We start from the raw sequence: 26,875 nt of genomic DNA, 5'->3' as shown, positions 1-26,875 counted from the left end.
CAATTCGGGGTGCGAGATTGGCGACGATCGGGTAAAGAACCGTTTGGCGAGCAGTCGAACTCCCGGAAATGGAATCGGGGAGTGAACTTCTGGCGACCGGAGGCATCACGGTGGAGACCTCTGCAGAAGGAGTCGAGAGGACCCGACGGTTCCAGCCTAGCCGAATGTTCGGGGCCGTCGAGCGGTCGCGGTCCGAAGTGGTTGAGCAACCCGATCGATCCCAGGTCATCCACCGATGGCTGATCGGGTTTGTGGCCTTCGGGGTTCTGATCCGATTGGTTCGCTATTTGTCGGATCGCCCGCTCTGGGGCGATGAGGCGATGGTCGCGGTGAATCTTCTGGGAAGGGGATTCGGGGAGTTGATCGAACCCCTGGCCTTCGCTCAGGTTGCACCAATCGGTTTTTTGTGGGTCGAGCGCCTGATCGTGGTGGTGCTTGGGCCTTCTGAGGGGGCGCTTCGGCTGGCTCCGGCGGTTTGCGGGATGGTCGCGGTCCCCGTCTTTGCCTGGATGGCAAGGAAGGCGATCAACCCGTTGGCAGCACTGCTGGCGGTGGCGGTGTTTGCGGTGTCCTACGCGCCGATTCGACATGCGGTAGAGGTCAAGCCGTATGCGTTCGATCTGCTGGCAGCAGTGGTCGTGATGCTGCCGGCCATCGTCTGGCTGAAATCGCCGGAACGGACGGGAGCCCTCCGGCTTATGCTGCTGGTGGCTCCAGTGGCGATGATCTGCTCGCATCCGGCAACGTTTGTCGCAGGAGGGGTCGGCGTGGCGATGGTGCCGATCCTCTGGTCCCGATCCGTGGAACTGCCTGATCTCAAGCTCCGGAGAATTGGAACCGTGTACTTGGGGGTGGTCGGTCTGACCTTTCTGGGAGTCTATGCACTCAGCACGGGCGATCAGAGCGACGCAGTTTCGTCGACTTATCGCGATGGTTACTGGTCCGCGGCATTTCCACCGATGGACAAGCCGCTTCGGATGCCGCAGTGGTTGCTGCTGACCCATGTGGGGGAGGCGTTCGGCTATCCGATTGGAGGCGAGCAAGGGGCGAGCCTTGTCTCAACGGTGTTGGCAATTCTTGGTCTGATTGCGCTCTGGAAGACGGGGAGTCGGGGGCTCGTGGCGATCCTGCTGGCACCGATCGGGATGACCTTCCTCGCCTCAATGCTGGGGCAGTACCCGTATGGAGGGTCGGCTCGCACGATGCAGCACATCGCGCCGAGTCTCTGCGTGATGATCGGCGTCGGAGCGGCCAGGCTGCTGGATCGGTTCGTGATGGAAGGGGATCGAGCGCGACGGTTGACGCAGGTCTTGGTGGGTCTGGCCGTGATCGGGTTGGGACTGCTGACGACGGATCTGGTCCACCCATATCGCACACGAGAAGATCAGCGAACTCGCGATTTCGCCCGATGGTTCTGGCCCGAGGTGGCCCGAGGGGCCGAGGTGGGTTGTAGTCGAGCCATGAGAGGGACAACATTCGAGGGGACCTACTGGCGGCTCGGTCGGCTGGAGTTGTACCTTTCCAACCGTGCGATCGCCTTGCCGATCGATCAGGACCCTGCTCGGCCGCGACTCGATCGGGTGTCGAAGGAGCACCCGCTTCGGATTGTCATCTACAACGACGATCCCCGCTTCAATCTGGGCCTGGCGGCCTGGCTGGATGTCATCGGCCTTTGCTTCGAGCTTCGAGACGTCCGCTCCTACACGGTCAACGGCGGCATTGTTGACGACGGGATGGGTAGGGAAGAGCGATTCCTCGTGTTCGAGTATGTGCCTTTGCAGGATGATGATCGCCTGGCCCAACGCTCAGGGGGATGAAGGCTCGGAATCGACGGGCAATCGGGTCTTCCGAAGATGCTCGACCAGGAAGGTCGCCTCGACGGCTCGAAGGAATTCGAGATTCTCGGCCCGAGAATAGCCGTGTCCCTCGTTTTCGGCGAGAACGTACCAGACCGGAACACCATTCTCTCGGACGGCATCGACGATTTGGCGGGCCTCGGCGACCGGGACGCGGGGATCGTTTCGCCCCTGGACGACGAGCAAAGGGCTGGTGATCTGGTCGGCGCGTCGGAGCGGGGAGATGGTCCGGAAGAAGTCCTGAGTGTTCGGGTCGCGTTCGTCGCCGAATTCGAGACGAAGGAGGTCGAGCCGTAACGGTGGTTGATCGGCCATGAAGGTTTCGAAGTCCGAAATGCCCGCGAGGTTGATGCCCGCGGTGATGCGGTCGCCGAATCGAGCCATTGAGGCAAGCACGAGATAACCGCCATAGGACCCTCCTCGGATGACGAGCCGATTCGGGTCGTACTCAGGCTGGTGGGCGATCCAGTCGAGGAGCGCCCCGATATCTCGGACGGCATCTTCGCGATGTTCACGATCGTCGAGCTGAAGGTAGGAGAGTCCATACCCGCTGGAGCCTCGTACGTTGGGAACGACCAGGGCGATCCCCAGTTCGGAGACGATGTAGGCGTCGGGTCCCAGGAACGAAGGGCGAGCCTGGGCCTGAGGTCCACCATGCAGGTCGATCAGCACAGGGCGAGGGCCGGGAAATCGGCGGGGATCAGGACGGAAGATGAAGACGGGAATCTCTCGACCATCGAAGGACGGATACCGCAAACGTTCCGGAGAGTTAGGAATGCGAACCCCTGTACTGCCGGGGAGGCTTCGCGTCCATCGAACGACCACACCCGTGGAAACGATGACGGAGTAGGCCTGTGACGGCTCCCGGGGAGTTTCGAGATTGAAGGCGACCTCGTTGGAACCCGGGCGGAACGAGAGGCTGTCGATCTGACCGTCAGGAACGTCAGGACGAGCCAGTTCCTTACCGGTTTCGGCGTCGAGAATCCGAAGCGATGAGTAGCCATCGTCGTGGACCGTGACCGCGAGGGTCTTGCCGTCGTCGGCGACCGCGAAGGATTCGACATCTGTCTCAATCGAGTCTGAGAGGATCTGGAGGTCTCCGGAAGCGAGGTCGAGTCGGGCAAGGCGCCGATATTCTCCGCCGTCATAGACGGTGAGGAAGATCGACTCGCCATTGGCAGACCACCGAGGAGAGGCGGGGCTATGAACGCCCGAAGTGCCGGGACCTGGAAGGATCACGGTCGAAGCTCCCGATTCCACGTCGATCGTCCGCACGCGAACGTCATGTCCGGCATTGACCTCGACCGTGACCACCGAACGGTCATCGGGCGACCAATCTTCCACCGTGGTCAGGCCCTCGGCTTCGGCCAGAAGAATGGGAGTGGGTTCGGGATCGTCGGGTCGGATGAGGTACACATCGAAGTCCCGGCCGTTGCGAGCGTCGCCGGTCAGAGCGAGGCTTCGACCATCTCGACTCCATCGGGGCTCGCTGTGGCGGGAGTGGCCATCGGTTAGGCGGCCGATCAGGCCCACCCGGGTGTCAATCAACGCAAGTTGAACGGATTCATTTCCTTCGGTGTCATAAAGCACCACAAACTGGTTGCGGCCGGGCCGAGGCTCGACCCCGAGCAGGCGGGCCGAGAGCCGTGAAAGCTGCTGAGGGGGTGCACCTGGTGTGACGACACTGAAGACCTGACCGGAGGGGGCGGCACCGGCCCGAATGAGCAACTCCCGACGGTCTCCCAGCCAGCCCTCAAAGCCAAAACCGGGTACCGTCCGGTAGGGGGCCAACGCGCGTTCGAGGGTCCTGGAGATCGGGGGCACCCCCTCCGTCGTGATCGCTGCTGGAGGATTGAGTTGGCCCAACTGAGTCGGAGCGATCAGCCCCAGACACCAAAGCAACGGGGTCAACCACAGGCCTTCCATGAAGTCAGCTCCTGAAAAAACGATTCCCGGCACCCGATTCGCGGTCAGTTGTCCTTGGGAGATTCGTCGCCACGTCCTACAATTCATGATGACGGGGTTCTGCGGTTCTTACCACGTCATTGATCTCCCCGTCGCCGCGTGGATCTCGGCCCAATCGGAGGACCGACACGCATTGCGGCAAGCGGCTCGTCCGAAAGAGGAATCGACCGATGAGCCATCCGAGCCTGTTCTATCACTATACGCCTGTTTGTGATGTCGAGGGCTGTGATCGGCCCGCGATCCACAAAGTGGCCGCACCCTGGACTGACGGAACTCAAAAGGAGCTCAGAAATTACGGAGTCTACTGTTGCTTCCATTCCGAGGGCCAGCTGGAACGGGCCAGAGATCGTCAGGCCAGGGTCAAACTCGGAGCGGGGGAGAAGGTCGGCACCATGCAGCTTTATGAATTAATCGAGGGCCGTCTCGATACGGAATTGATCCCTGTGGCCTGATCGGCATAATCACTGCTCACTCAGTTGAATTGCCGGGCAGTTCAGGACGGACTGCCCGGACACCGTCCCGCGATGCTTCGAGGTGTCGCCTGATTCGGACGGTTCGCCCCCCTTTCGAATCGGGAAGGATCCCGCCCCATGACCTTCCACCATCCTCAGAATCCTCGTCTCAATCCGATCGCCCCGAAGGCGGTCCGGGTCTTGATCGTTCTGGCTGGTCTTGGCGTTGCGGCGATCAGCCAGGCACAATCGGTTGCCGATCTTCCCGATGCTGATCCCTTCGCCTTATTCTCGCTGCCGGCTCCCTGGCAAGACGAGTTCTGGTCTGATCCGGATGTCGAGGCGCTGCTTGCGCTCGAACCCCAGGCGGTGGCCGATCTGGTGCCCAGTCAAGCGGGCTTTTACTTCGTGAGATGTCCCGCGTGCGAAGCTCAAGAGACGGGAGAGACCTTCTCCTGGTCGGTCCGATCGCCGGAACTCCTGACCTGCCGGAACTGTGAAGCGAGCTTTCCGAACGATACGATCCCCACGAAAGTGAACAACGCGATTCCGTCGCAGGCGGTTGAGGTGCTGAAAGGTGTCACGCACCAATACCCGTACCACCTTGTCGAAGGGAATCGGGCCCGATATCCCCAGGAACGGATATACCTGGATGCGAAGCGAGACGATCTTGCTCGGACGTTTCTCGCGCGGTTCGCACTCTATGCGGCCATCCGCCATCGGGACGCAATCCCTGAAGACCGCGATCCGAAGGTGGCGACCCTGGCCGCGGTAATCTTGCTCCGGTTTGCTCAGGTCTATCCGGAGTACGCGGTTCATTTTGATCATCCAAGCCAGCCGAAATTCTTTCAGCCGGCAAACCTCAAGCCACCCTACCGAGAAGAGTTCCGATCGGCAAAATGGGACCGATCCGGGGCGTTGAACGTCCCGATGAATCTCGTGATCGCTTATGCGATCCTCCGCGATGACCCGGCGATTGGCGAGGCGGGGACACTGCTGGGCGAGCCAGAGCCGCGCCGTGTGATCGAGGAGGAATTTTTCAGAGCCTCGGCGCAGTTTCTTCTCGGGCATCCCGACCCGCATGACGAGCAGTCCCTCTACGCAGCAAGGGGATTACTCGCGGTGGGTCACTTGCTGGATGATCCGAAACTCAGATCCGCGGGCCTGCGAACGCTCGATGCCCTGGCTCGTCGAGGTTTTTATCACGATGGGCACTGGAAATCGGTTGATCCGGAAGCACATCGGCGTGTTCTCGGGTTAATTGATGGCTGGTTTCAAGGATTCGTGCCGGAACTGGACACGGTCGGGGGAGGATTGACTGCAAGGGCTCCCACCGTGGTCACCGGTTCTGATCCAATCGCTCTGGCGGAATCGCCAGAGGTCGACCGACCGGGGGCATCACTGGCGGCCTTGATCCCACTGGCTCGAAAGGCTGGAGACGCGGCGATTGTGGACCCGGCTGTCGAACAGGTTCAGCAGGTTTCCTGGCCGGCCATGTCGATCCGAGAGCCGACTCGTGCGCCGACTCTTCTGGGAGGTGCCGGACTGGCGAGGCTTTCGACCGGAGAGGGGGACTCGGCCATCGATCTGGAGCTACGGGGTTTTTCCGATTACGGCGAGGCACGATACGATCGGCTTGGCATGCGACTGGCCTTTGGAGGGCGGACGGTTCTCGGCGATCTGGACGACTACGGCCCCACCACGAGCGGTTGGGAGCGGTCGTCGGCTGCCCACAATCTGGTGATCCTCAACGGACTGAACCAGCGCGAATCTCCGGCCGAAGCACGAAGGCCAGCCCCCGGAAGCAATATCCTGTTCTTTGCCGCGGAATCAGATCTGCAAGTGGTCACCATGAGTGACCCGCGAGCCTATCCGGCGAGCAGTACTCGCTATCGGCATACGTTGGCGGTGGTGCACGACGCACAGGTTCGGTTCGCGGTTGGTGTGTTCGAGGTGCATGGTGGGCATCAGCATGATGCGCTCTATCATGCGCCGCCGAACTCCTCGGCGTACTGGAGGACCATCCAACCGCTCGAACCGGGGCCCCAAACCTTGTTGCCGAGTTCGATCGTCTACGTCCCCAACGCCAGGGTAGAGGATGGTCGTTGGTTTCTTCAGGCATTCGGCGCGTTTTCGGAGCTTCAGAACGGCCAGATCGAGGGTCCAACCTTCGCTGAGTTACACGGACCGTCGGGCCCCTTGATCCGGTTGCATTTGCTCAATCGCGGCGAGGCGACCCTGTATACGGGGCATGCTCCCGATCTTTCGGAAGAGGATCGGGGGGTCCTGATCCTTCGGAAGTCGTCTCATGAACCGGAAGCACTGAAGTCGACGTTTGTGACCCTTTACGAACCTCCGGATCGTTCGGGTATCCGGCGAGTGGGGCGTGTGGAGTCTCCGGAAGGAACGATCTTGATTGTGCTGGAGACGGTGACCGGAACCGAGTTCCTTCTGTTCAACACAAGTCCGGGTACGCCTCAATCGGTTCGATTCACGGACGGCACGGTCCTGAATACCGACGGATTACTCGTCCGAGTTCGATCCGAAGGGATAACCCTGGTCGGCGGCACCTTCGTATCGTACGAAGGGATTCGGGTCGAACAAGAACGGGTTGAGGGGAGAATCCGCAAGGTTGTGCGAGCGCCCGGCTCGGGAGGACTCGGTTGGTTTGAAACCGAGGGCCTGATTGCCGATCCGGAGCGATTGGCCGGGAGGACGTTGATCATCTCTCATGGAGGGGATGTCGCACGAGCATGGACGATTGACCACGCGGAGAACGGGCCTGAACGTCGGGGGCGAATCGTCGTTCGAGAAGAGCCGGGGTTCTTGCTCCAATCAGAGACCGATGAGGCGAACTACTATCAGTTTCCGAATGTCACGGTGAAGGGGCCGCACCGATTCATTGTGCCTCGGATCGCACGATCCGACCGATTGAAGTAAGGGTCGAGCGGCCCGCGAGGTCGGGAGTCGCTGACGCATCTATCCGAAACGAGAAGTCGTTGGGATCATCGTCTCGACAGGAGCCAGTTGGCGAGTCCGTGATAGATTCGTCCTCGATCCTTCTCGAACAAAGGATCGTGACGGAATCCAGGAGGGGCGAGCAAGGTCTTTTCCGATCCACCGTAGCGGTCGAAAAAGGCCAGACCGGTGTCGGGATCGATGACTGGATCGTCTGGCCCGACAATCAGCAGCAACGGGAGTTGGAACTGCGAAGCCTTGGCCAGCGCGTCTTCCCCTGCATTGAGCATTCCAAAGAACAGAGGAGCGCCCACTCGGGTATGGATGAGTCGATCGGATGCGAGCTGGACCTGCTGGAGTGGATCTCGCGAGAGGTCTTCGATGGGTAAGGCCCCGCTGATGGTGATCCAGGGGGCGATGACTCGCAGGGTGTGGCCGATGGCGAGCTTGTGCCAGGGGGGGCGGTACTTCAATCGAAAGGCCGGGTTCGAGAGGATCAGCCCATCGACCGCATCAGGAAAACGCAACACGGTCTGAGCGGCCACGACGCCGCCGTTGGAGTGGCCGAGGAGGAATCGGGGAAGCCCAGGGCGTTCTTGCTTCGCCCACTGGATCGCCGAATCAAGGTTGTCGATCAATTGCTCGTAATGGGCGAGATGGCCGCGACGACCCGGGCTCCGGCCATGCCCCAGAAAGTCGACGCCTAGAACATCGAGTTCGAGCGTGGTTACGAGGTACTCGGCCAACGTGCGATAAAGGCCCGCATGCTCTCCCAGGCCATGCGAGAGCAAGAGGACGCCCTGAGGTTGAGGGCTTCGCCAGTGCCAGGCCTTGAGATTTGGACCACCGGGGCAGGGGATAGTCAGGTCGGCGGGGGTCGGGAAGAGAGGGATAGGGATCGAAGCCATCGCGGAGCGACTCCTGGCGCCTCAGGTCAATGGTCGAGTCGGCCGCCGCCAGGTCCATGTCCAGTGGCGATCGGAGGTCATCTGAACCCCGTCTTGAGGCAAGCCGAGCGACGCAACCATGTGTTGGACTTCGACGAGTGTGAGAGAGGCGTGGAGGGAGTCTCGAAACATGGCCTGAGCGTGTTCGGGTTCCTGCCCGACGTAGAGCTGGACGAAGCGATCGAGCTCGTTCTGACTGTTCGGTCGGGTGAGATCGCGCACGAAGAGCGTGCCGCCGGGAGCGACGAGTCGAGCCATTTCAGCCAGGACGGCCAGCGGATCGGGAATATGGTGGACGATGGAGTTGCTGAGGACTGCCTCGAAGGACTGGTCGGGGTAGGGCATGGCCTTGGCGTCGACCCGATCGAGCCGGATGCGATGACTGAGGCCCGCAGCGATCACGTTCTGCAGGCCGAGCAGGATCATTTGTTCGGCAAGGTCAGTCCCGACAATCCGGCATGACTCAACGCGTTGACACAGAGTAATCGGGATCAAGGCGGTCCCGGTCCCCACGTCGAGCCATTCTCCCGAGGGCGAACGGCCATGATAGGTGATCAGATCGCTCACGAAGCGGGCGTTGACCTCGGCGTGGTCCATGGCGTCGTAGTCGTGGGCCTCCTCGGGGGTATCCATCACCTCGGGTTCAAGCACTCGCGGAAGCACACCAGGTTCCTCGATCGTGAGGGAAATTGAGGGATGATCGGTCGCAAGCTCATCGAAAAAAAAAGAGTGTCCCGATCGTTCGAATTCGTCGTAACAAATCGTACTGACCATCGTCTGTCGATCCAACCCTCAAGCTCGTCCTCAAGAAGGGGAGCCTGAGGGTTGCGAGTCCTGGCGGAAGATGGCTAGCCTGGGACATTGAGGGCGCTACGGCGTCGATCGACAGAGCTGTTGGGAGTCTCTGCGACATCGGGAGCCAGATGATGCATGAAGAGAAACTTCTGGGACTGATGAAGCCCCTTGGCGGTGGCGACCCGATTCCGCTGAAGAAGAAAGAGATGACGGTGGGGCGTCGTCCTTCAAGCGATATCCGACTGGATTTCGAGAACATTTCGGGTCGTCATTGCGTTTTGTCCTTTATCAACGGGACGTGGCACGTTCGCGATCTCGGAAGTACCAACGGCACCAAGATCAACGGGCAGAAGCTGAACCGAGTTCAGGGGATCATGCCCGACGATGAACTGGCCATCGCCAATCACCTCTTCCACATTGAGTATGAGCCGGCAGCTCCACTGATGGATAGTCAGCATTTTCTCGAAGAGGAAGAGGCGATCAAGGAGGGAGACACACACAAGCCCACGTCCTTGATGGAACTGGCTGGGTTCTCGGAATCGAAGCGACCGAAGGCAAAACAGGAACCTCCTCGCGTCAAATCCGACTCGTTCGCTCCTGCTGACCGTGAGGCCTTCCCTGAGCCTGATCCTGTCGACCCCGTGGAGGAGCAGACGGAGGCTCAGGGGCCGAGTTCTGCCCCTCTCGAAGATGACGATTTCTTCAAGCTGATCGAGGAAGAAGTTCGTCACGACCGGCGATAAGGGTTCTCGATTGCGGGACCTGAGTCACGTTGAAGTTCTTCGAAAGCCCTCGGGTGTGTCGATCGGGATCGATCGCACACCGAGGGTTCGATCGTGGTGCGTATCGAGGCATCGGGGGTGATCGGGAAAAGGAATGGGAGTGGAGTGTCGGTAGAATCGATGGTGGCGTCGTAATCGGGTTGATCGGGGCATTCGGTGCTGACGGTGTCTCGCAACCTGTTGTCAGGAAACGAACTTCGGTCGCTGACGTTTTGGAATTCGATCCAAGTCGGCAGGCTCGATCGGACGAAGCAACAGACGAGCAGCGAAATGTTCGTCGGTTCCGGGTCTCGAAGTACGACCATGTCAGGTTTTGGCAGGTCGGTTCGCCGTCCGGGCTGACACCCCATTGAGATTCGAGCGACTTGGAGGGACGGGGGCGTGTTGCCCCCGGCCGCCGGGAAGTGAGAGGTGGTTGCAATGACCGAGCGACACCCGCGGCGGGGCAGCGAGCGGAAAACCCGACGGCGATCGGCCCCGGTCGCGCTGGAGACCCTCGAAGGCCGGCAGTTGCTGGCCTATACGCCCCTGGGCTTTTCGATTCCTGATTTAGCAATCGCTGATTCGTACACCGGGCCGGTCGGGGCTTACGGTGGACCGATCTCAGTGACGGTCGAGGTGTCAAACCTCGGTCAGAGTTCGATTCCCGAACCACTCGCGCAGTTTCCGGGTTCAACGAGCACGGCCGATGCCGGCCCCTCGGAAATTTTCGTTTACCTCAACAGCCGAGGGCATGGTCCGTCTCGGAATCGCGTTTTGCTGGGAACCATCGATGTTCCAGCGATTCCCCAGAATCGGCTGGCCCAGGTGACGGGAACCTTCACCCTTCCCGACATGCCCCCGCCTGGGTTCCCCACGGTGGGCCAGACCGGCTTCATTACGCTAGAACTCGATCCGAACCGAGAGGTTCGTGACCTCGATCGCACCAATAATGTACTGCGTCAGGCCGAGTCCTTCCAGATTGTGCCGAACCAGCCGCGTTTGCAGGCTATTGCGCTGGGCTTGCCCCCGGTGATGAATCCGGGGGATACGATTGTTCCTCAGGTGAAGGTCGCCAACTACGGCGGGGCACCGTCGAACGTGCAAGGGCCGGTGATCGTGCAGGTCGTGGCGTCGCAAGACACGACGTTCAGTCCAGACGACACGGTGCTGGGGACCTTTACGGTCGACAACATTTTGCCGTTGTCGCAAGCTCCCACGAAAAACTTTGTCCCGGGTGATGTGAACCTGGTGGATCCACCAAACGTCGTCTTCCTCGACGCTGTCCTGCCGGTGGCCTTGCCTGCGGGCGGAGCTCCCTATTACGTGGGAGTGGTAATCGACCAGGTGACAATGGAGGTTGCCCAGGCTTCGCATCACGGCAATGGGATGAACTTGCAACTGGCCCGGATGGTGAGCGACTCAGGGCTCGGACTGCCGCCAGCCGGAGTGATTGGTCTCCCTTCACCTCCGGATCGCCCGTTCCCCTACCCTCCGTTTGACACGCCGACCGGTACTCCGACTCCCTTCCCGACGGACGGGGAACCCGGTCCGATTGAGCTTCGCCAGGCGTTGCGCCGGACGCCGAACTTCGAACGGCCGGTCAACCGATTCCCGAACCGAGAAGCGCATTCGCCGATCGGGGTGGCTCGTCCCCAACCGGTTGATCTGCAAGCTCGGCTGGCCGCTCGACAGGCGTTACGCGATTCGCTCGGGCGTCGATAATCCCGAACGTCCCACCCCGCCCCCGGACGAGCACCCCTGGGGGCGGGTCTGGTCGGCTTGACCCGTTGGTTGAAGGGGGCCTAGAATCAGCCTTCTCGATCGCGTGGACCCAAACCCGACCTTTGTTGAGGGGCTTCGCGACCGGGGACCGAACGTCCCGTCGCAACCCGCCGCCGCACTGCCCCAACCGACTGCCCGCACCATGACGCGCCGCTACGTCAAACAGCTCACCAACGGTGAGTCGGTCGATGAAATTTTCCTCGTCGCCGAGAAACAACTTCGATCGAATCGCCAGGGCCAACTCTATCTGCAACTCGATCTTCGAGATCGTTCAGGAACGATCAGCGCCCGGCTCTGGAATGCCTCCGAGGAGCAGGCCCGAAGTTTCGAAACGGGCGACTATGTAAAGGCCAAAGGAAAGGTTCAACTCTTTCAAGGGTCGGTCCAGCTGATTCTCTGGCAACTGGAACCGACCCCGTCTGAGCCGCTCGACCTGGGGGAATTCTTGCCTCAAGGCACTCGAAGCGTTGCCGAAATGACGGCCAGGCTCCGACAGTTGCTGATGGGCGTTTCCGATCCTCATTTGAGGGCCCTGGCCGAGTGTTTCTTGATTGACGAGCAATTCCTTGGGCGCTTCACCAGTGCTCCGGCCGGAGTCAGAGTTCACCATGCATACCAGGGCGGTCTCCTGGAACATGTCCTGACGATGATGGAGGTGGCAGATCGGATCGCCAACCTGTATCCGGCATTGAATCGGGACTTGCTCATTCTGGGGATCTTTCTGCACGACCTGGGGAAGGTTCTCGAACTCGATTACGAACGAGCGTTTGGCTACACGGATCAAGGTCAATTGATTGGCCATCTGGTGCTGGGGGTCGGTTTGCTCGACGAGAAGGTTCGGCAGACGGTTGATCTGACCGGAGAGGCCTTTCCTGACGAACTCGTGATGCGACTGAAGCACATGATTGTTAGCCATCACGGGCCGCCGGAATTCGGGAGTCCGAAACCACCGATGACTCCCGAGGCGATTGCGTTGCACTATCTCGACAATTTTGACGCCAAGGTCTTCGCCTACTGCCGACAGATCCGAGACGACCCTGCGGCCGGATCGACCTGGACCTCGTTTGATCCGAGCGTCGGGCATCGCGTGTACAAAGGATCGCCCTCCCGAGAGGAGGAATCGAATGGTGAGGATTCGTTCTGACTCATCGCCAAGCCGGCTGCTCGGAACGAGCATTGAGGGGCTTCGGACCATCCTGCGACCCTGAGGGCGAGCTCATGTCGATCCCGGATTATGAGTCGAGGGTGATCGGTGCCGTCTCTCGTCCCGACTACCAACCGATGACGGTCAAGGCGCTCTTTCGGTCGTTCAAACTCCCGCCTGATGAATACACCGAGTTTCGCAAGGCTGCCAAACGTTTGGTGAGACAGGGGACGCTTGTCCTCGCCAAAGATAAGACACTGGAGAAATCCTCCGTCGCGGTCACGAAGGGAGCGAAAGGTGCCATCATCGGAACCTTTCGGCGTACCTCGAAGGGGTTTGGCTTCGTCCGACCCCTCGGGGCGACGGATCGCTCGGATCATATTTTCATTCCGATCAAGAACTCGGCCGACGCTTCGACTGGCGACGAGGTTGCGGTCAAGATCACCCGGAAAGCCCGGACCCCGGGGATGAATCATGAGGGCAAAATTCTGCAAGTGATAGAACGGGCCTCGGGGGTCTTTGTCGGGACGTACGAGGAACGCGACGGATTCGGCGTGGTCCGGGTGGACAAGACCACCTTTCAGGAACCGATTTTCGTGGGAGATCCGGGAGCCAAGGGGGCTCGACCGGGCGATAAGGTGGTCATCGAGATGGTCCGCTTCCCTTCTGCCGAAATGGAAGGGGAAGGGGTAATCACGGAAGTTCTTGGTCCCCGAGGCCAGCCGGGTGTCGATACGTTGATGGTGCTTCGGGCCTATAACATCCCGGATGAGTTTGACGAGGATGTGCTTCTTGAGGCGCGTGCGAAGGCCCGAGACTTCGATGAGGAGAATGTCGAGGGGCGATTCGATTTACGAGATGAACTGACCGTCACCATTGATCCGGCCACCGCCCGAGACTTTGATGATGCGATCACCTTGAAACGGGACGATCGGGGATACTGGGAACTGGGGGTCCACATTGCGGACGTCTCGCACTTTGTACCCCCGAATTCGGATCTGGACCGGGTGGCGAAGCAACGCGGAAATAGCGTGTATTTGCCCGATCGCGTTGTTCCAATGCTTCCCGAAATTCTCTCCAACAGCCTGGCCAGCCTCCAGCAGGGGAAGACTCGCTATACCGTCAGTGCGTTACTCGAATTCAATGAAGACGGAGTTCGCACAAACGCCCGGTTCGTCCGATCCGCGATCCGGGTTGATCAACGCTTTAGCTATGAACACGCGTACGAGGCTATGATGAATCCGGACCGGGAGATTGAAGGGGTCTCCACTCAGGTCCATAGGCAGCTTTGTCAGATGCTTAGCCTGGCCATGATCTTGCGCAAACGCCGGTTTGCGAAAGGAGCACTTGAACTGAATATGCCCGAGGTCGAGGTTGAACTCGGCAATGAGGGGGAAGTGGTTGGGGCTCACCTGACGAAAGACGACGAAAGCCACCAGGTGATTGAGGAGTTCATGCTTGCGGCCAACGAAGCCGTAGCCGAGTTCCTCAACGAGCGGACGATCGATTTTCTGCGCCGAGGACACGACGATCCTCAGCCGGAGAAACTTCGAGACTTTGCCGAGTTCGCCCGGAGTCTGGGTTACTCGATCGACAGTCCTCAAAGCCGCTTCGAGTTGCAACGTGTGCTTGATGCTTCGGCCGATCAGCCGGAACGTTATGCCGTGCATTTTGGTCTACTGCGAAGCCTCAAGCGGGCACACTACACCGCAGAGCGGGCAGGGCATTACGCCCTTGCACTCGACGATTATTGTCACTTCACTTCACCGATCCGTCGGTACCCGGATCTTCAGGTCCACCGCGCCCTGCTTGCGAAGCTTGGAGGAAAACGGCCGAAAGAAACGGCGGATGAACTCGTGGCACTGGCCGAGCATTGCAGCCGAACCGAGAGAAGAGCCGAGGCGGCCGAGCAAGAACTCATCCGGATCAAGCTGCTCACGTATCTGAGCACTCGGATCGGTCAGACTTTCCACGCCGTGATCATTGCAGTCGAGGATTTTGGGTTCTTCTGTCAACTTGTCGAGTTGCCGGTCGAAGGCCTGGTCCATCTGACAAGCTTACATAGTGACTACTACGATCTGGATCGACAGACTCATACACTGGTAGGGCGCCGCGGTGGTCAGCGGTTCCGCCTGGGAGATAAGGTCGAAGTTCGGGTCTGGCGGGTTGATATCGACCGACGAGAATTGGATCTCGTCCTGAGTGAGGAGGTTCCTGAAGAGTCGTCACTGCCGGAATCACGACGCCCGGCGCGACGATCGCTACGACGGGGAACGCTTCCAGCCAAGGGACCGGGAGGTCGGTCGCCTCGACCCGGAAAAAAAGGGCGTCGGAAACGAGGTTCCTGAGCGATACTTCAGGCTCCGGCCTGCAATGATCGGTCCGTTCCCGACTGGGAGCGAGGCAGGTGTGCTAGCACGTTCATGTCTGGGATCGTGAGATGGGGAAGCTCAAGCATCAGCAGCCTGGATTCGATTTCCGGCCGTTCGATGAGATACCAGTGCCCGCAGTCTCCGCAAGCCCCAATGAGGCGATTGGGATCCTCCGGATCGGGCTGAGAAAAATGTAAAGGACTGTCGCATTCCCAGCATCCGAATGACTCTGTCAAGGAGGCATTCGAGGGAAGCTCGATCGATTCGAAACGCACTGAAAGAACCGTGGACCGATCGTGCGACATCGCAGCGCCCCCTCACGAAGTTGCTCTCCACCATCGGAGAGATCGGAGTAGAGTGATTGATTCCGGGCATTGTCGCTATCCCGCAGCATAAGGCAGAAGCACTTGCTTTGGAAGACGTGTTTCAAAAATTTTTTGAGAAATTAACGCCACAACGGGAAGATTCGTTTCATGTTATCAGTGGTTTGGCAGATTGGGAGGTAATTTTATGGCCAGCGGGCTCGATGCCAGATTGGGACGGGGTGCCCCTTTGACTTGATCCTTGAGGAGAAACACAGTTGGGTTCTTCCCAGGACAGGGGAGCGGCGGGTGGATTTGGTCGGAGAGGCTTCGGGCTCCATCGAGCAAAAATGACACGAATTGAACGCAAGTGCGCTCGATTCTTGATACAACGAAGGACGATGGAATTGGCCGAACCTGTTCTACAGCAGGAAGTTCAGGGAATCGAGTGAGTGCTCGATTGCGGAAGGCATCCCAATTGCGTCTGGCATTCGAGAGCCGGGAATCGTCTGGTCGGAACGGCTTGAGTCCCGGTCGGCGTTGCCTCGATTCGCGGCCCAACCTTCTGAGCATCACCGCGCCAATCCGAAGAATAGGAAAAATGTGCGGGCTGTGAGGGTTTTGGGCAGTTGAGGCAGGGTGTTTTCTCCCGACGATCCAAGTTGCCCATGTTATATTGGCTTGGAGAGTTCGACACGATCATCGCATTGTCCCGAAGGAATTCGGGGGATCGACGATCGCGAGCGAGCGGAGACATCCTCCAGGGATGGTTCCTTTCTCCGATCGCACCAGAGTCTTGCCAACTGAGTCATGCACCAGCGAGGAGAGCCGCCCGGCGGCTCGGAGGTAACGATCATGTCACAGAGTCAGGGATTGACGCGGCTCGCCGCGCTGGCCCTGCTCGTTCTGGGGACGACGGCTCCTGCAGGGGCCACGTATTGCGGTGCCGCTTCATATCGCATTTTTGCCGCGCCCGTGGTTCAGACGATTGACGTCGTGGCGATGGCCCCGCGCTATGAAACCGTGATGCAGACCGTTTACGAGACGGTCTACGAAGTCCAACCGACCACGGTGATGCAGACCCGGTTCCGCACGGCCTACCGGACCGAGCAGTACCAGGTGATGCGGCCGGTCGTGGAAACCGTCGAGCAGGAGCGTCGCTATCAGGTGACGCGTCCGGTTTACGAGACGGCGGAACACGAGCGGCGGTTTACCGTCATGCGTCCGGTGGTCGAGACCCAGCAGCGAGAGCGTCGCTATCAGGTGATGCGACCGGTCATCGAGACGGCCGAACGTGAACGGCGGTTTACCGTCATGCGTCCGGTGGTCGAGACCCAGCAGCGAGAGCGTCGCTATCAGGTGATGCGACCGGTGATGGAGACGGCCGAGCACGAACGTCGATACACGGTGATGCGTCCGGTCGTGGAAACGTCGATGGTTGAGCAGACCTACCGGGTGATGCGTCCGGTGGTCACACAACGTCAAGTGGTGCAGGAGTGCGGTGCGTTCGAGACGCAAATGGAGGTGGTCCCCGGACCGATCGTCCAGCGTCGCGTTCCGGTTCCGGTGGATCCGTGCTCTCAGCCTCGTGGGTTGCTCGGATTTTTGCACCACAAGAAGAGAGCTTATGCGACAGTGGCGGTTCAATGTCCTCCTCGAACGGTCTCGCGACGGGTGTTCGTGTCCCGGCCGGTTGTTCGCACGGTTTCGGAAACGTCTTACGTGGCCGAGACTCGTGTGCGACAGGTTCCGGTGCAAACGACCCGGATGGTGGCCGAGGAGCGTGTAGAACGCGTTCCGGTGACCACCTGCCGCTACGTCACCGAGGAGCGAGTCGAGCCGTATCAGGTGCAAATGACCCGGATGGTGGCCGAGGAGCGTGTAGAACGCATTCCGGTGACCACCTGCCGCTACGTCACCGAGGAGCGAGTCGAGCGTGTTCCGGTCCGTCAGGTCCGTTATGTGACCGAAACTGCGGAGCGTCAGGTTCCGTTTCTGGTGGAAGAACAGGTCCCCGTCACCGTCCAGCGATGTGTTCCCCGAGTGGTAGCGCGTCCGGTTCCGGTGACAGTGACCTCAATGGTTCCTGTGGCTGCGCCCTCGTGTTTGACATGCCCATAAGTGCTGATTTCCAAGTTTGACTCGGAGACGAAGAACGGCCCTGGCGAGATGAACTCGCCAGGGCCGTTCTTGATGCAAAGCGATGCGGTCGGATCAAGCGTTGACGATGCGGTGCTCGATCTTCTCAGGGCGATATTCGCCCAGCCCAAGGTAGCCGCAGAGGATGACATGCTGCGGTTGCCGCATGTCGAATCCTTCGCGTTCGGCATCAATGCCAAGCTTTCCGACGGCGCCAACGGGAGCGAGACCCATTTGTCGACGCTTGGCGTCTATCATGTCCCACTCGATCCGGTCCATGGCGACCGGGTCGGTGGCGAGCAGAAGGGCGTTGTTTTCCCAGGTCCAGTGGGGATTCTCGGCCCGGGCGAACGGCCCCCCCTGGTAGACGCCGACGATGCCATCCATGATCTGCAAGACGCACTTCTTACGAATGATGGGGTGGTTGACGACCTCTGGGATGAACTGGTTACAGACGTTCGCCTCGGCCGAGCTGTGCGACCGGGCAACGTTGTTGACCAGACCGTGGCTCATGTTTTTGAGCGCTCCGGTAATGCCGGCGGAGCCGTGGTCCTTGAGGACCGGCAGGAGCACGACCTTGTTCACCTTTCGCGTGATGAGGGTGCCCAGGTGTGATCGGAAGGCACGGTCGTCCTTGGGATCATGATCCCGGTGGATCAGGTTCATCGAGACATATTCGTCAGGATCGTAGCCGGAAACGGCGTCCCCATCGGGCCAGGCAATTTCAAGCTGCGAGGGGTCGTTGCCATAAGTCAAGCCTCCCCAGGCGATGCCATCGGGAACCCCTTCGTGCATCCCGGCATCGATGAGTTCCGATCGGTAGCGCTCGAAGACGAACATATCGCGCGTCTTGACGCCGGCGGACTTGAGCCCTTCGACAACTTCGAGCATCAGCTCGGTTGAGCTGTTGGCCAGCGGTCGGCCGACGGGATTCATCTTGATGGCGACGACATCGCCGGGTTCGAAGAAGGATCGCCAGGCCGAGACGGCATCGTCTGCGCCGGTCAGCTCGGCCATGCCGCGGTTGAGCGCGGTCTTGATGGCAGCGCGATCTCGAACGCCGGAGGTGATCATGCCGGGTTTGCGGACCTCGATGACCCGGCCGGGGTAGGGTCCCGGAATCCCGAGCGGCCCGTCAAGGACGGCAGGATCGACCGCGGCCCCTGGTTCCTGGGCCGAGGCTCTCAGAGCGCCCAGCGCCGAGAGAGCCGCCACGCCAGTCAGGAAGCCTCGGCGGGGGAGGCAGAGTCCATCGGGTGCGGGATGATCGTGCATCGGCTCACTCCTGAATCGGATAAGGAAAGGAAAAGGGTTCGCCAGGGACTATCGACTGTTTTCCGGGATGTCTTCGGATTGGTCAAGTTCCAGGAGGTAGTTGAGGACGAGCGAGTAGGTGGTTTCGTAGACCTTGGTGTCAACGTTTTCGAAGCGATCCTTGTCAGAGTGGATCAACTCGAATCGATCGAGCGGCAGGCCGTCGAAGGTAATGGTGGGGATGCCGACCTGATCGAAGGGGATGGAATCGGCCCCGACCCCCCGGATGATGTGACTTTCGAGTGGGAGCTCGTTGTCCCTGGCAACCTGATGAGCAATGGCTTCCAGGGCATCGTTCGAGCCGTTGGACCAGACGAACGGCCCGCCGGCGCCAAGGCACTCGAGATTGACCATCGCCCGAATGGAGGCAACCCCTTCGTCACCGAGTTCCTGGACATAGAGCCGGGAACCGAGCAAGCCAAGCTCCTCGTGCGCAAAGCCCATGAAGACGAAGGTGTGACGGGTCGGGAGATCCTTGATGGCCTGGTACAAATTGGTGGTCATGCAGGCGCCGGACCAGTCGTCGATGATTCCGTGACCAGCCGGGACCTTGTCGAGGTGGCCTCCAACAACGATGACCTTGTCGGTTTCTCCCGGCTTGGTCGCAATGACATTCTGAAGGACGGGCTGTTCGGGTTCGCGTCCGGGAACATCCTGAAGCGTGATTGCCTCGGGGGGGGCTCCGGCCTGCGCAAACAGTTCCTTGAGCCGGAGAACACGGTCGGGATTATCGAGCGGGGCCGAAGCGAGCTCGCTGAGCAATTCCTCAGACGGAACGGGAGTCGGCGTTGGTTCCTGGGCAATTGAGGTGAGTGCCGCCAAGAGCACGAAGAGCGAGGTGAGGGGAAGGACACGACGGACAACAGGCATCTTGGAACTCCGAAAAAATTCATCGGGCGAAGTAGGACTCGATCATTGCTCGAAGCGGCGGAGGAAGAGGCACGCCGATGGCAGCGGCTCGATCAATCACCTCGTCCTCCGGCCATTGCTCAGCCTGCGCAAGATGGATCAGGGCGATCGCCGCGGCCCTTCCCCCTTGCTTGCAATGGAGCAGAACCTTGCCACCGGTGTGCTGATCGAGGAACGCACAAACGGCTTTGACCTGCGACTCGCCGAGGGGTTCTCCGCCGATTGGCACACTCAGGTAATCCATGCCGAGCGCATGGACCTGGGATCCCTCGGTCGAGGGATCGATCGGTTGGTCAGGCTCGTCAGGGCGTCGAAGATTGACGACAGCGGTGAACCCTTCATCCCTGATCGCGACCAAATCTTCGTGGCTCGGCTGGCCGGCAATTTCCAGATAAGGCCGGATCGCGAGTCGATGCATGAAATTGTCCGGGCTTACGGTGCGTTGATCGCCCTGACCCGAGAACACCCAGGGGACGAGGGCTGGTTTGACTCAATAAATGATGAGCGTACCCGAGCCGATCCCGTCATTGCCACCCTGAGGAGGGCATTGAAGAGGAATCAGGCCACTCTTGACGAGTCTTGGAGTCTGGATTACTCTACTTACCGTTCGGTATAGGAGTGGAGGTGCCGTGGTGTCTGAACCCTCGTGTCCATTGGCTGAGGACGATCAGAAACGGGATACGAGTCGCGAGATTCTTCGCGTCGCGGCTTGCCTCTTTGCGGATCGCGGGTTCGACGCGACTTCGGTCCGAGCGATTGTCGAGGCAGCGGGGGTGACCAAGCCGACGCTCTACTACCACTTTGGAAGCAAGGAAGGACTGGCCCAGGCACTCCTTTCGCGACCGATGCAAAGTCTTCTCGAAGAGTTGCGCTCCATTGTTCACCGGACGGGCGATCCGGTCGAAGCGCTCGTCGATCAGGTAGAGGCGCATCTTGCCTTCTGTCGGGAGGAGCCGGATCGGGCGAGGTTTCTTTATGCGTTGTTTTTTGGGCCGAACACGCCTGGTCTGTCGTCGCAGGTGGCTCTCTTTGGTAGACAGATGACGGAACTCTTGAATGAAGCCACTCACCGACTCGGGCGAGCCGGAGTGATTTCGGAGGAACGTTCCCGGCAATGCGCGGCAGCGGTTCAGGGGCTGATTACCATCTACACCGCAGAGTATCTCTATCAAGGCGCGAACCTTGAGGCAGGATTGGCGCGTCGCCTGGTTGAGGAATTGTTGTTCGGGTTTGCTTCGGGTCGAGCCGACATCGGGACGGGGAACGAGTGACAGGCCTTCATTGATTGAGGAATTCATGATCGCGATCGTATCTCGGCGCGGACGGGGAATTTCGGCTCAAGTCGCGTCGTTGCTGGGAATCATGGGGTTCCTCGGTTCGGGTTGTGGAGAGGTTGGAGATCAGTCACTTGAGGGTGCGACCGCCGAGGTCGCGCCGATTGTGGTCACGACAGCGCCGGCCGTTCGGCAGTCGGTCGAGCGGTCGATCGAGGTGGTAGGAACCCTTCTCGGGTGGGAGGAGGTGACGATCGGGTCGAAACAGACCGGTCGAGTGATCGCCGTGAAGCATGATGTGGGAGATCGGGTGAATCCGGGTGATCCCCTGGTCGAGCTGGATCCGGTCGACGCTCGGTTTGCGGTGGAGGAGTCGCGGTCAAGGCTCCTTGGAGAGTTGGTAAAGCTCGGCATTAGCTCGGATGTTGCGGACCGATTCACCTCGCAGTATGGAATCTCGGAAGCGATTCTCGAAAATGACGAAGTGATCCAGATCATCCGGAACACCCCTCCAGTCAAGCAAGCCCAGGCCACGCTGGAATTGGCTGAGATCCGGCTCAACCGCCAACGGCAACTTGCCTCACGAAGCGCGGGGACCGTTCAGGAATTGCAGGATGCCGAGAGTGAAGTGCGGGTTGCCGAAGCTGCGCTGGACAACGCAATCCTGACAGCCCGGACGGTGATCGCCAACGCGCTGTCGACCTATGTGGCGATGGAACAAGCCACCGAAGTGCTTCGGGAAATGACGATCGAAGCGCCGAGGCCCTCGGTCTTACCTCCCGGGGTGGAGACGATCGAAGCGCTTCAATACGCGATTAGCCAGCGGTATGTGGCGGAGGGTCAGTTCCTCCGACCAGGGGATCCGGTGTACGACCTCGTCCTGGAGCATCCCTTACGACTTCGGGCGAATGTCCCGGAGCGATTCGGTGCCCGAGTGTCCGAGGGTCAGGCGGTAGAGTTGCGTGTCGCGTCCTATCCGGACACGACCTTCCGTGGCACCATCTCCCGGATCAATCCGAGGATTGACCCGGTCAGTCGAACCTTCGAAGTCGAGGCCGAGGTTGCGAACGAGGAGTTGATTCTCCGTCCAGGAAGCTTTGCGAAGGCCCGGATCGTGACCCAGAGAGAGGATGACGCGACGCTCGTCCCGATTGAAGCGGTCGTCCGTTTTGCCGGAGTCGTGAAGCTGTTCGTCCTGGATCCGGAGAGTGAAGGGGAGCGCGTGAATGAAGTTCAGGTGCGAACCGGGGTTCAGTCCGGAGAGATGATCGAGATTCTCGGTGGATTGCCTGAGGGGGCCGTTGTGATTACCAGCGGCCAGACCCGGCTTGCAGACGGCAGCGCGGTGGTGCCTCGTGAAGACCTGAATTCCGAGGGGACTGAGGAAGGGGAAACCGCCCTTCCTGAATCCCAGGACACACGCTAGCGATCGACCCTGGAGCTGACGACCCATCGAACGGATGAACTGGTAGACGTTTGCCCTGAACACCACCGATGGACCAACACTCGATCCGATCGAACGAGAACCGATGAGATGATTCTTGGCTGCTGGAACAAGGGTAGTCATCACCTCACGATGCGATGGGATAGTCGGGCCGTGAACTTTTTCCCTCTTTCGAGGCCGGAACTGTCATGACCGTCTCGGATGTTTGCATCAACAGACCGGTATTCACCTGGGTCCTCGTGTTGATCCCAGTGGTGCTCGGGGTGGTCAGCTACAATCGACTCGGGGTGGACCTGTTCCCCGATGTCGAGTTCCCGGTGGCCTCGGTGACGGTCGTCTTGCCGAACGCCAGCGTTGAGGAGATGGAAACCTCGGTCACGAAACCGATCGAGGATATATTGAACACCATCTCGGGTATCGAGGAACTTCGATCTGTGACCTATGAAGGGATTTCGGTTCTTACGGTCCAGTTTGAGCTTTCGAAGGATGCCGATGTCGGCGTACAGGAGGTTCGAGATAAGGTCAACGCGGTTCTCCCGATCTTACCCGAGGGGATTGAATCTCCGGTGGTTTCGAAGTTCGAAACGGACTCGATTCCGATTCTGACGATCGCGGTGTCCGGCCGGCGCGACTTCCGAGAGGTGACGGAAATCGCGCGTCGTCAGATCAAGGAACGGCTGGAGACGGTCAGCGGGGTAGGGGCCATCTCGCTCCTGGGTGGTCGCACCCGGGCGATGAATGTGATTGTCGATACAGATGCACTTGCAGCACTGAATTTGTCGATTGAGGATGTGCGTTCGGCGTTGCTTCGGCAGAGCCTGGAGGTGCCCGGGGGGCGTGTCGATCGCGGCAGCCGCGAGGAAATATTGAGGGTGCTGGGCCGTCTGGAGACGGAGCAAGAATTCAACGACCTGATCGTTGCGACCCGAGGTGGGTATCCGATCCGCATCCGAGACATCGGCCGCGCAGAGGACTCGATCGAGGAGCCACGATCGCTGGCGAGGCTCGACGGTCAGAATGCGGTGAGCCTGGTGGTACAGAAGCAGTCGGGAACCAATACCGTTCAGGTGGCTCATGAGATCAAGGAGCGGCTGAGCGAACTCAGGGAAGCCTTGCCGCCTGATATCGAGACGGTAATCATCCGAGACCAGTCTCGATTTATCGAACAATCCATTGAGGAGGTGAAGTTTCACCTCGTGCTGGCGGGAATTCTTGTCTCGGGAACTATTTTAATGTTCATTCGAGACTGGAGGACCACGGTCATCGCCACCCTGGCGATTCCGACCTCGATCATCCCCACCTTCCTGTTCATGGACGTGATGGGGTTCACCTTGAACAACATCACCATGCTCGGGTTGATTCTGGCTATTGGGATTGTGATCGATGACGCGGTGGTCGTTCACGAGAACATCTTCCGACACATGGAAGAAGACGGAATGGACGGGATGACGGCGTCGCGGCTGGGCACGAGAGAAATTGCCTTGCCGGTGTTCGCGACGAGTTTGTCCTTGATCGTGATTTTTCTTCCAATCGCCTTTATCGGTGGAATCGTTGGGAGGTTTTTCGCGAGCTTTGGGTTTGTCGTCGCGTTTGCCGTGGCGATGAGTTTGTTCGTCTCGTTCACCCTGACGCCCATGCTATGCAGCCGGTTTTTGAAGCTCGAAGAGGTCCGACATTCGGGGCCGGCGAAATCGAAAGCGGGCCTGTTCTATCGGTTGGTCGATCGGAGCTACGGTTGGATTCTCGGATGGTCGTTACGACACAAGGGAGCTATCGTGGCCCTGGCCATCGTGACGATCGCGGCCACGTATCCCATCGGGATGGCGACTGGGTTTTCGCTCATTCCGAGAGACGATCAGAGTGAGTATGAGGTGGTTGTGACGACCCCCGAGGGTTACACCCTCGATCAGACCGATCAAGTGATGCGCGAGCTGGAGCAACGGATTCGGTTATTGCCGGGCTCGAAGAATCTGTTCACGACGATCGGATCGCTCTCAACGGGGCAGCAAGTCAAGGGGCAGGGGGATGTGACTCAGGCATCGGTCTATGTAAGAATGCCGGAGCTTTCCGAACGCGACGTCAGTCAGTTCGAGGTTCAAGATCAGGCCCGGGAGTTGCTTCAGTCGTATCCCGATTTGAGGATCAGTGTCAACGACGTTTCGGCCTTTCAGGGAGGGCGTCGGGCTCAGATTTTTCAGATGAACCTGGCGGGACCGGATCTGGATAAACTGGCGGATTACGCACAGCAATTGCTGGATCGGTTGGAGGCCCACGGAGGCATCACCGACCTAGATACAACCCTGTCGCTGAGCAAGCCTGAGGTCCGGGTTGCGATTGACCGGGAACGGGCCGCGGATCTGCAGATTCCCGTGGCAACGATCGGTGATAGCCTTCGCGTTCTGGTCGGTGGTTTGCCCATCACCACGTTTCGCGACGGAGGGGAACAATATGATGTCTGGCTTCGTGCCCAGCCCCAGGACCGGAACTCCCCCGAAGCACTCGAAAATTTGAACCTCGCCTCCCCCACAGCGGGGCTCGTGAAGTTGACAAGCCTCGCTCGACTGGAGTCGGACCTGGGGCCGACCGAGATCGAACGGCTCGACCGCGAGCGGATTGTCACCGTGCTGGGCAATCCGACCGACACCATGCCGCTTGGTCAGATCGTTTCGCTTTCGAATGAAATCCTTGATGAGATCGGAATGGAGCCCGGCTACCGGGCTGTTGTGTCGGGGCAGGCAAAAACCCTCGAGGAAACGTTCGTCTATTTCACAGTCGCGTTCATCCTCTCGACCGTATTTATGTACATGATCCTGGCTGCTCAGTTTGAGAGCTGGCTGCAGCCGATCGCAATCTTGATGGCGTTGCCGGTGACAGTTCCCTTCGGGTTGTTGTCGATGCTGCTTTGGGACACGCCGATGGACCTCTATGCCATGTTCGGGCTGTTCATGCTGGTCGGGATTGTCAAGAAGAACGGCATTTTGCAGGTCAATGCGACGAACGACCTCAGGAACGAAGGGTGGCCCAGGCATGACGCGGTGATTGGGGCGAACCATTTGAGGCTCAGGCCGATCTTGATGACCACGGTCATGCTCGTGGCGGCGATGATCCCGATCGCGCTGGGGCAGGGGCCGGGGGCAGGGTCTCGGGCCAGCATGGCGAAGGTGATCATTGGAGGCCAGATGCTCTCGCTGGTGCTGGCATTGGTGGTCACGCCGGTCTTCTATGTCTACCTTGACATGTGGACGAACTTCACACGGCGGATCGGCATTCGCTTTTCGGTCCATGATGACGGTCGACTTCGAGACGAGACTCCCGCGGGCGTTGAGCCTTCTGAAGACTCGGGTGAAGTTGCAGCGATGTCTGGCCCGGCGTCGGATCGTCGTTGACATGCCGCTTGGTCTGAGGCGAGATGGATGGTCGGGCCTGGCTTGATGGGACTTGAAGCTGACCACCTCACCCTGGGAACTCTTGTGATGTCCACCACGACACCCGAAGAATGCAACCCATTGATCGAGGACTCAACCGTAGAGTTCCCCGCGACGTCTGAGCGAGGGAAACTTTGTCTCCGAGTGCGATGCGACGGGCTGACCGACTGTGGTTTGAAACGATCGAATAATGAAGATAACTTTCTAATTGCGCGCCTGACCAAGCGGCTCGATGTCTGTCGGAGCAGTATCCCGCATCGCGACGATGGTCGGGCTGCCGAAGAGATGGCCCATTTGCTCGTCGTGGCCGATGGACTGGGTGGCGAGGCCGCGGGTGAACAGGCCAGCGCACTTTCGATCGCCACTGTCGAGGACTTCGTCCTGAATTGCTTCAAATGGTTCCTTCACTTTGAGCCTGGTGAACGAGACGAACTGGTCACGGAACTTCGAGAGGCCCTGGAACACGCCGACCGGGAGGTGTATCGCAAAGCCCGAGCTCATCGTGGGTTGAGCGGAATGGGCACAACCTTGACGATGGCGTACTTGGTCTGCGATACGCTCTATATTGCGCATGCGGGCGATTCTCGCGCGTATCTGCTGCGTGAGGGGAAGCTCTCCCGAGTCACTCGGGACCACACGTACGTGCAAATGCTTGTTGATTCGGGGGCGATCACGGAAGAAGACGCTCAGCAGTCAGGGCTTCGAAATGTCGTGACAAATGTCGTGGGGGGGCCGAGCAAAGGGGTCTATGTCGAGATCCACAAGCTCCAGATTCAGGATGGTGATGGATTGATCCTTTGTACCGACGGGCTCACCGAGCCGGTGCCCGAGGCGGTCATCGCACAGGAGCTTGCTGAGCACGACCACCCAGGCGAGGCCTGTCGATCGTTGCTGCAACGTGCACTCGATGCCGGAGCGCCCGATAACGTCGCGATGATTGTGGCCCGATTCTCGATCCGTCACGGCTGATCGGGACGCTTCGAGCATCTGGGAAGATACGGCAAGGACTTGCAACTCAGGGCTGAATTGTGCC

19 protein-coding genes are annotated in these 26,875 nt (G+C 59.7%); 13 read left to right on the top strand and 6 right to left on the bottom strand.

Features of this window, described 5'->3' with window-relative positions; all coding sequences use genetic code 11:
• Positions 1-110: 110 nt before the first annotated feature.
• Positions 111-1,817 (top strand): glycosyltransferase family 39 protein, encoded by a 1,707-nt coding sequence (locus HG800_RS11395; RefSeq protein WP_169976735.1) that lies wholly within the window; start codon positions 111-113, stop codon positions 1,815-1,817.
• Here HG800_RS11395 and HG800_RS11390 read toward each other — a convergent pair.
• On the bottom strand, positions 1,806-3,782 hold the full coding sequence (locus HG800_RS11390) for a S9 family peptidase (protein WP_169976734.1): 1,977 nt from the start codon (positions 3,780-3,782) through the stop codon (positions 1,806-1,808). The two genes, HG800_RS11395 and HG800_RS11390, sit on opposite strands and share 12 nt — an antisense overlap.
• Positions 3,783-3,991: 209 nt before the next feature.
• On the opposite strand from HG800_RS11390, the gene HG800_RS11385 reads away from it, so the two are divergent.
• Together HG800_RS11385 and HG800_RS11380 are read left to right on the top strand one after the other, a co-directional pair.
• Complete coding sequence (locus tag HG800_RS11385; RefSeq protein WP_169976733.1) at positions 3,992-4,273, top strand: hypothetical protein; 282 nt, start codon at positions 3,992-3,994, stop codon at positions 4,271-4,273.
• Between the two features lie 138 nt (positions 4,274-4,411).
• Positions 4,412-7,213 (top strand): heparinase II/III family protein, encoded by a 2,802-nt coding sequence (locus HG800_RS11380; RefSeq protein WP_169976732.1) that lies wholly within the window; start codon positions 4,412-4,414, stop codon positions 7,211-7,213.
• A 65-nt stretch (positions 7,214-7,278) separates the two neighbouring features.
• On the opposite strand, the gene HG800_RS11375 is transcribed toward HG800_RS11380, so the two are convergent.
• The gene (locus HG800_RS11375) at positions 7,279-8,139 is read right to left on the bottom strand and encodes an alpha/beta hydrolase (RefSeq protein WP_169976731.1); all 861 of its coding nucleotides are present in this window, start codon (positions 8,137-8,139) and stop codon (positions 7,279-7,281) included.
• Positions 8,140-8,160: 21 nt separating this feature from the next.
• The gene (locus HG800_RS11370) at positions 8,161-8,952 is read right to left on the bottom strand and encodes a class I SAM-dependent methyltransferase (RefSeq protein ID WP_169976730.1); all 792 of its coding nucleotides are present in this window, start codon (positions 8,950-8,952) and stop codon (positions 8,161-8,163) included.
• Between the two features lie 149 nt (positions 8,953-9,101).
• On the opposite strand from HG800_RS11370, the gene HG800_RS11365 reads away from it, so the two are divergent.
• The 6 genes from HG800_RS11365 to HG800_RS11340 all read left to right on the top strand — a co-directional run bounded on the left by HG800_RS11365 (position 9,102) and on the right by HG800_RS11340 (position 17,458).
• Positions 9,102-9,716 (top strand): FHA domain-containing protein, encoded by a 615-nt coding sequence (locus HG800_RS11365; RefSeq protein WP_169976729.1) that lies wholly within the window; start codon positions 9,102-9,104, stop codon positions 9,714-9,716.
• 459 nt (positions 9,717-10,175) lie between these two features.
• Positions 10,176-11,459, top strand: a complete 1,284-nt coding sequence (locus HG800_RS11360) for a hypothetical protein (protein ID WP_169976728.1) — start codon at positions 10,176-10,178, stop codon at positions 11,457-11,459.
• Positions 11,460-11,661: 202 nt separating this feature from the next.
• Positions 11,662-12,663, top strand: a complete 1,002-nt coding sequence (locus tag HG800_RS11355; RefSeq protein WP_169976727.1) for a 3'-5' exoribonuclease YhaM family protein — start codon at positions 11,662-11,664, stop codon at positions 12,661-12,663.
• Between the two features lie 74 nt (positions 12,664-12,737).
• Positions 12,738-15,011, top strand: a complete 2,274-nt coding sequence (rnr, locus tag HG800_RS11350; protein ID WP_169976726.1) for a ribonuclease R — start codon at positions 12,738-12,740, stop codon at positions 15,009-15,011.
• 385 nt (positions 15,012-15,396) lie between these two features.
• Positions 15,397-15,591, top strand: coding sequence for a hypothetical protein (locus tag HG800_RS11345; RefSeq protein ID WP_169976725.1), 195 nt, complete (start codon positions 15,397-15,399; stop codon positions 15,589-15,591).
• A gap of 601 nt (positions 15,592-16,192) precedes the next feature.
• The gene (locus HG800_RS11340) at positions 16,193-17,458 is read left to right on the top strand and encodes a hypothetical protein (protein ID WP_169976724.1); all 1,266 of its coding nucleotides are present in this window, start codon (positions 16,193-16,195) and stop codon (positions 17,456-17,458) included.
• A gap of 93 nt (positions 17,459-17,551) precedes the next feature.
• Here HG800_RS11340 and HG800_RS11335 read toward each other — a convergent pair whose 3' ends face one another.
• The 3 genes from HG800_RS11335 to HG800_RS11325 are packed head-to-tail and all read right to left on the bottom strand — an operon-like array spanning position 17,552 to position 20,117.
• On the bottom strand, positions 17,552-18,751 hold the full coding sequence (locus HG800_RS11335) for a DUF362 domain-containing protein (RefSeq protein WP_169976723.1): 1,200 nt from the start codon (positions 18,749-18,751) through the stop codon (positions 17,552-17,554).
• Positions 18,752-18,799: 48 nt separating this feature from the next.
• Complete coding sequence (locus HG800_RS11330) at positions 18,800-19,660, bottom strand: M28 family metallopeptidase (protein ID WP_169976722.1); 861 nt, start codon at positions 19,658-19,660, stop codon at positions 18,800-18,802.
• Between the two features lie 19 nt (positions 19,661-19,679).
• A complete protein-coding gene (locus HG800_RS11325) occupies positions 19,680-20,117 on the bottom strand; it encodes a beta-lactamase hydrolase domain-containing protein (protein WP_169976721.1) in 438 nt (145 codons plus the stop codon).
• Between the two features lie 214 nt (positions 20,118-20,331).
• On the opposite strand from HG800_RS11325, the gene HG800_RS11320 reads away from it, so the two are divergent.
• The 4 genes from HG800_RS11320 (at position 20,332) to HG800_RS11305 (ending at position 26,811) form a co-directional block, all read left to right on the top strand.
• On the top strand, positions 20,332-20,970 hold the full coding sequence (locus HG800_RS11320) for a TetR/AcrR family transcriptional regulator (protein ID WP_315852019.1): 639 nt from the start codon (positions 20,332-20,334) through the stop codon (positions 20,968-20,970).
• A 25-nt stretch (positions 20,971-20,995) separates the two neighbouring features.
• Positions 20,996-22,399, top strand: a complete 1,404-nt coding sequence (locus HG800_RS11315) for an efflux RND transporter periplasmic adaptor subunit (RefSeq protein WP_169976720.1) — start codon at positions 20,996-20,998, stop codon at positions 22,397-22,399.
• Positions 22,400-22,605: 206 nt separating this feature from the next.
• The gene (locus HG800_RS11310) at positions 22,606-25,803 is read left to right on the top strand and encodes an efflux RND transporter permease subunit (protein ID WP_169976719.1); all 3,198 of its coding nucleotides are present in this window, start codon (positions 22,606-22,608) and stop codon (positions 25,801-25,803) included.
• 87 nt (positions 25,804-25,890) lie between these two features.
• Positions 25,891-26,811 carry a PP2C family protein-serine/threonine phosphatase gene (locus HG800_RS11305; protein WP_169976718.1) on the top strand — a complete coding sequence of 307 codons (921 nt, stop codon included), beginning with the start codon at positions 25,891-25,893 and terminating at the stop codon, positions 26,809-26,811.
• Positions 26,812-26,875: the final 64 nt, after the last annotated feature.

Source organism: Tautonia rosea, from assembly GCF_012958305.1.
Lineage (GTDB): Bacteria > Planctomycetota > Planctomycetia > Isosphaerales > Isosphaeraceae > Tautonia > Tautonia rosea.
Note: the sequence above shows the minus strand (reverse complement) of the source record. Positions and strands in the feature narration are given on the sequence as shown.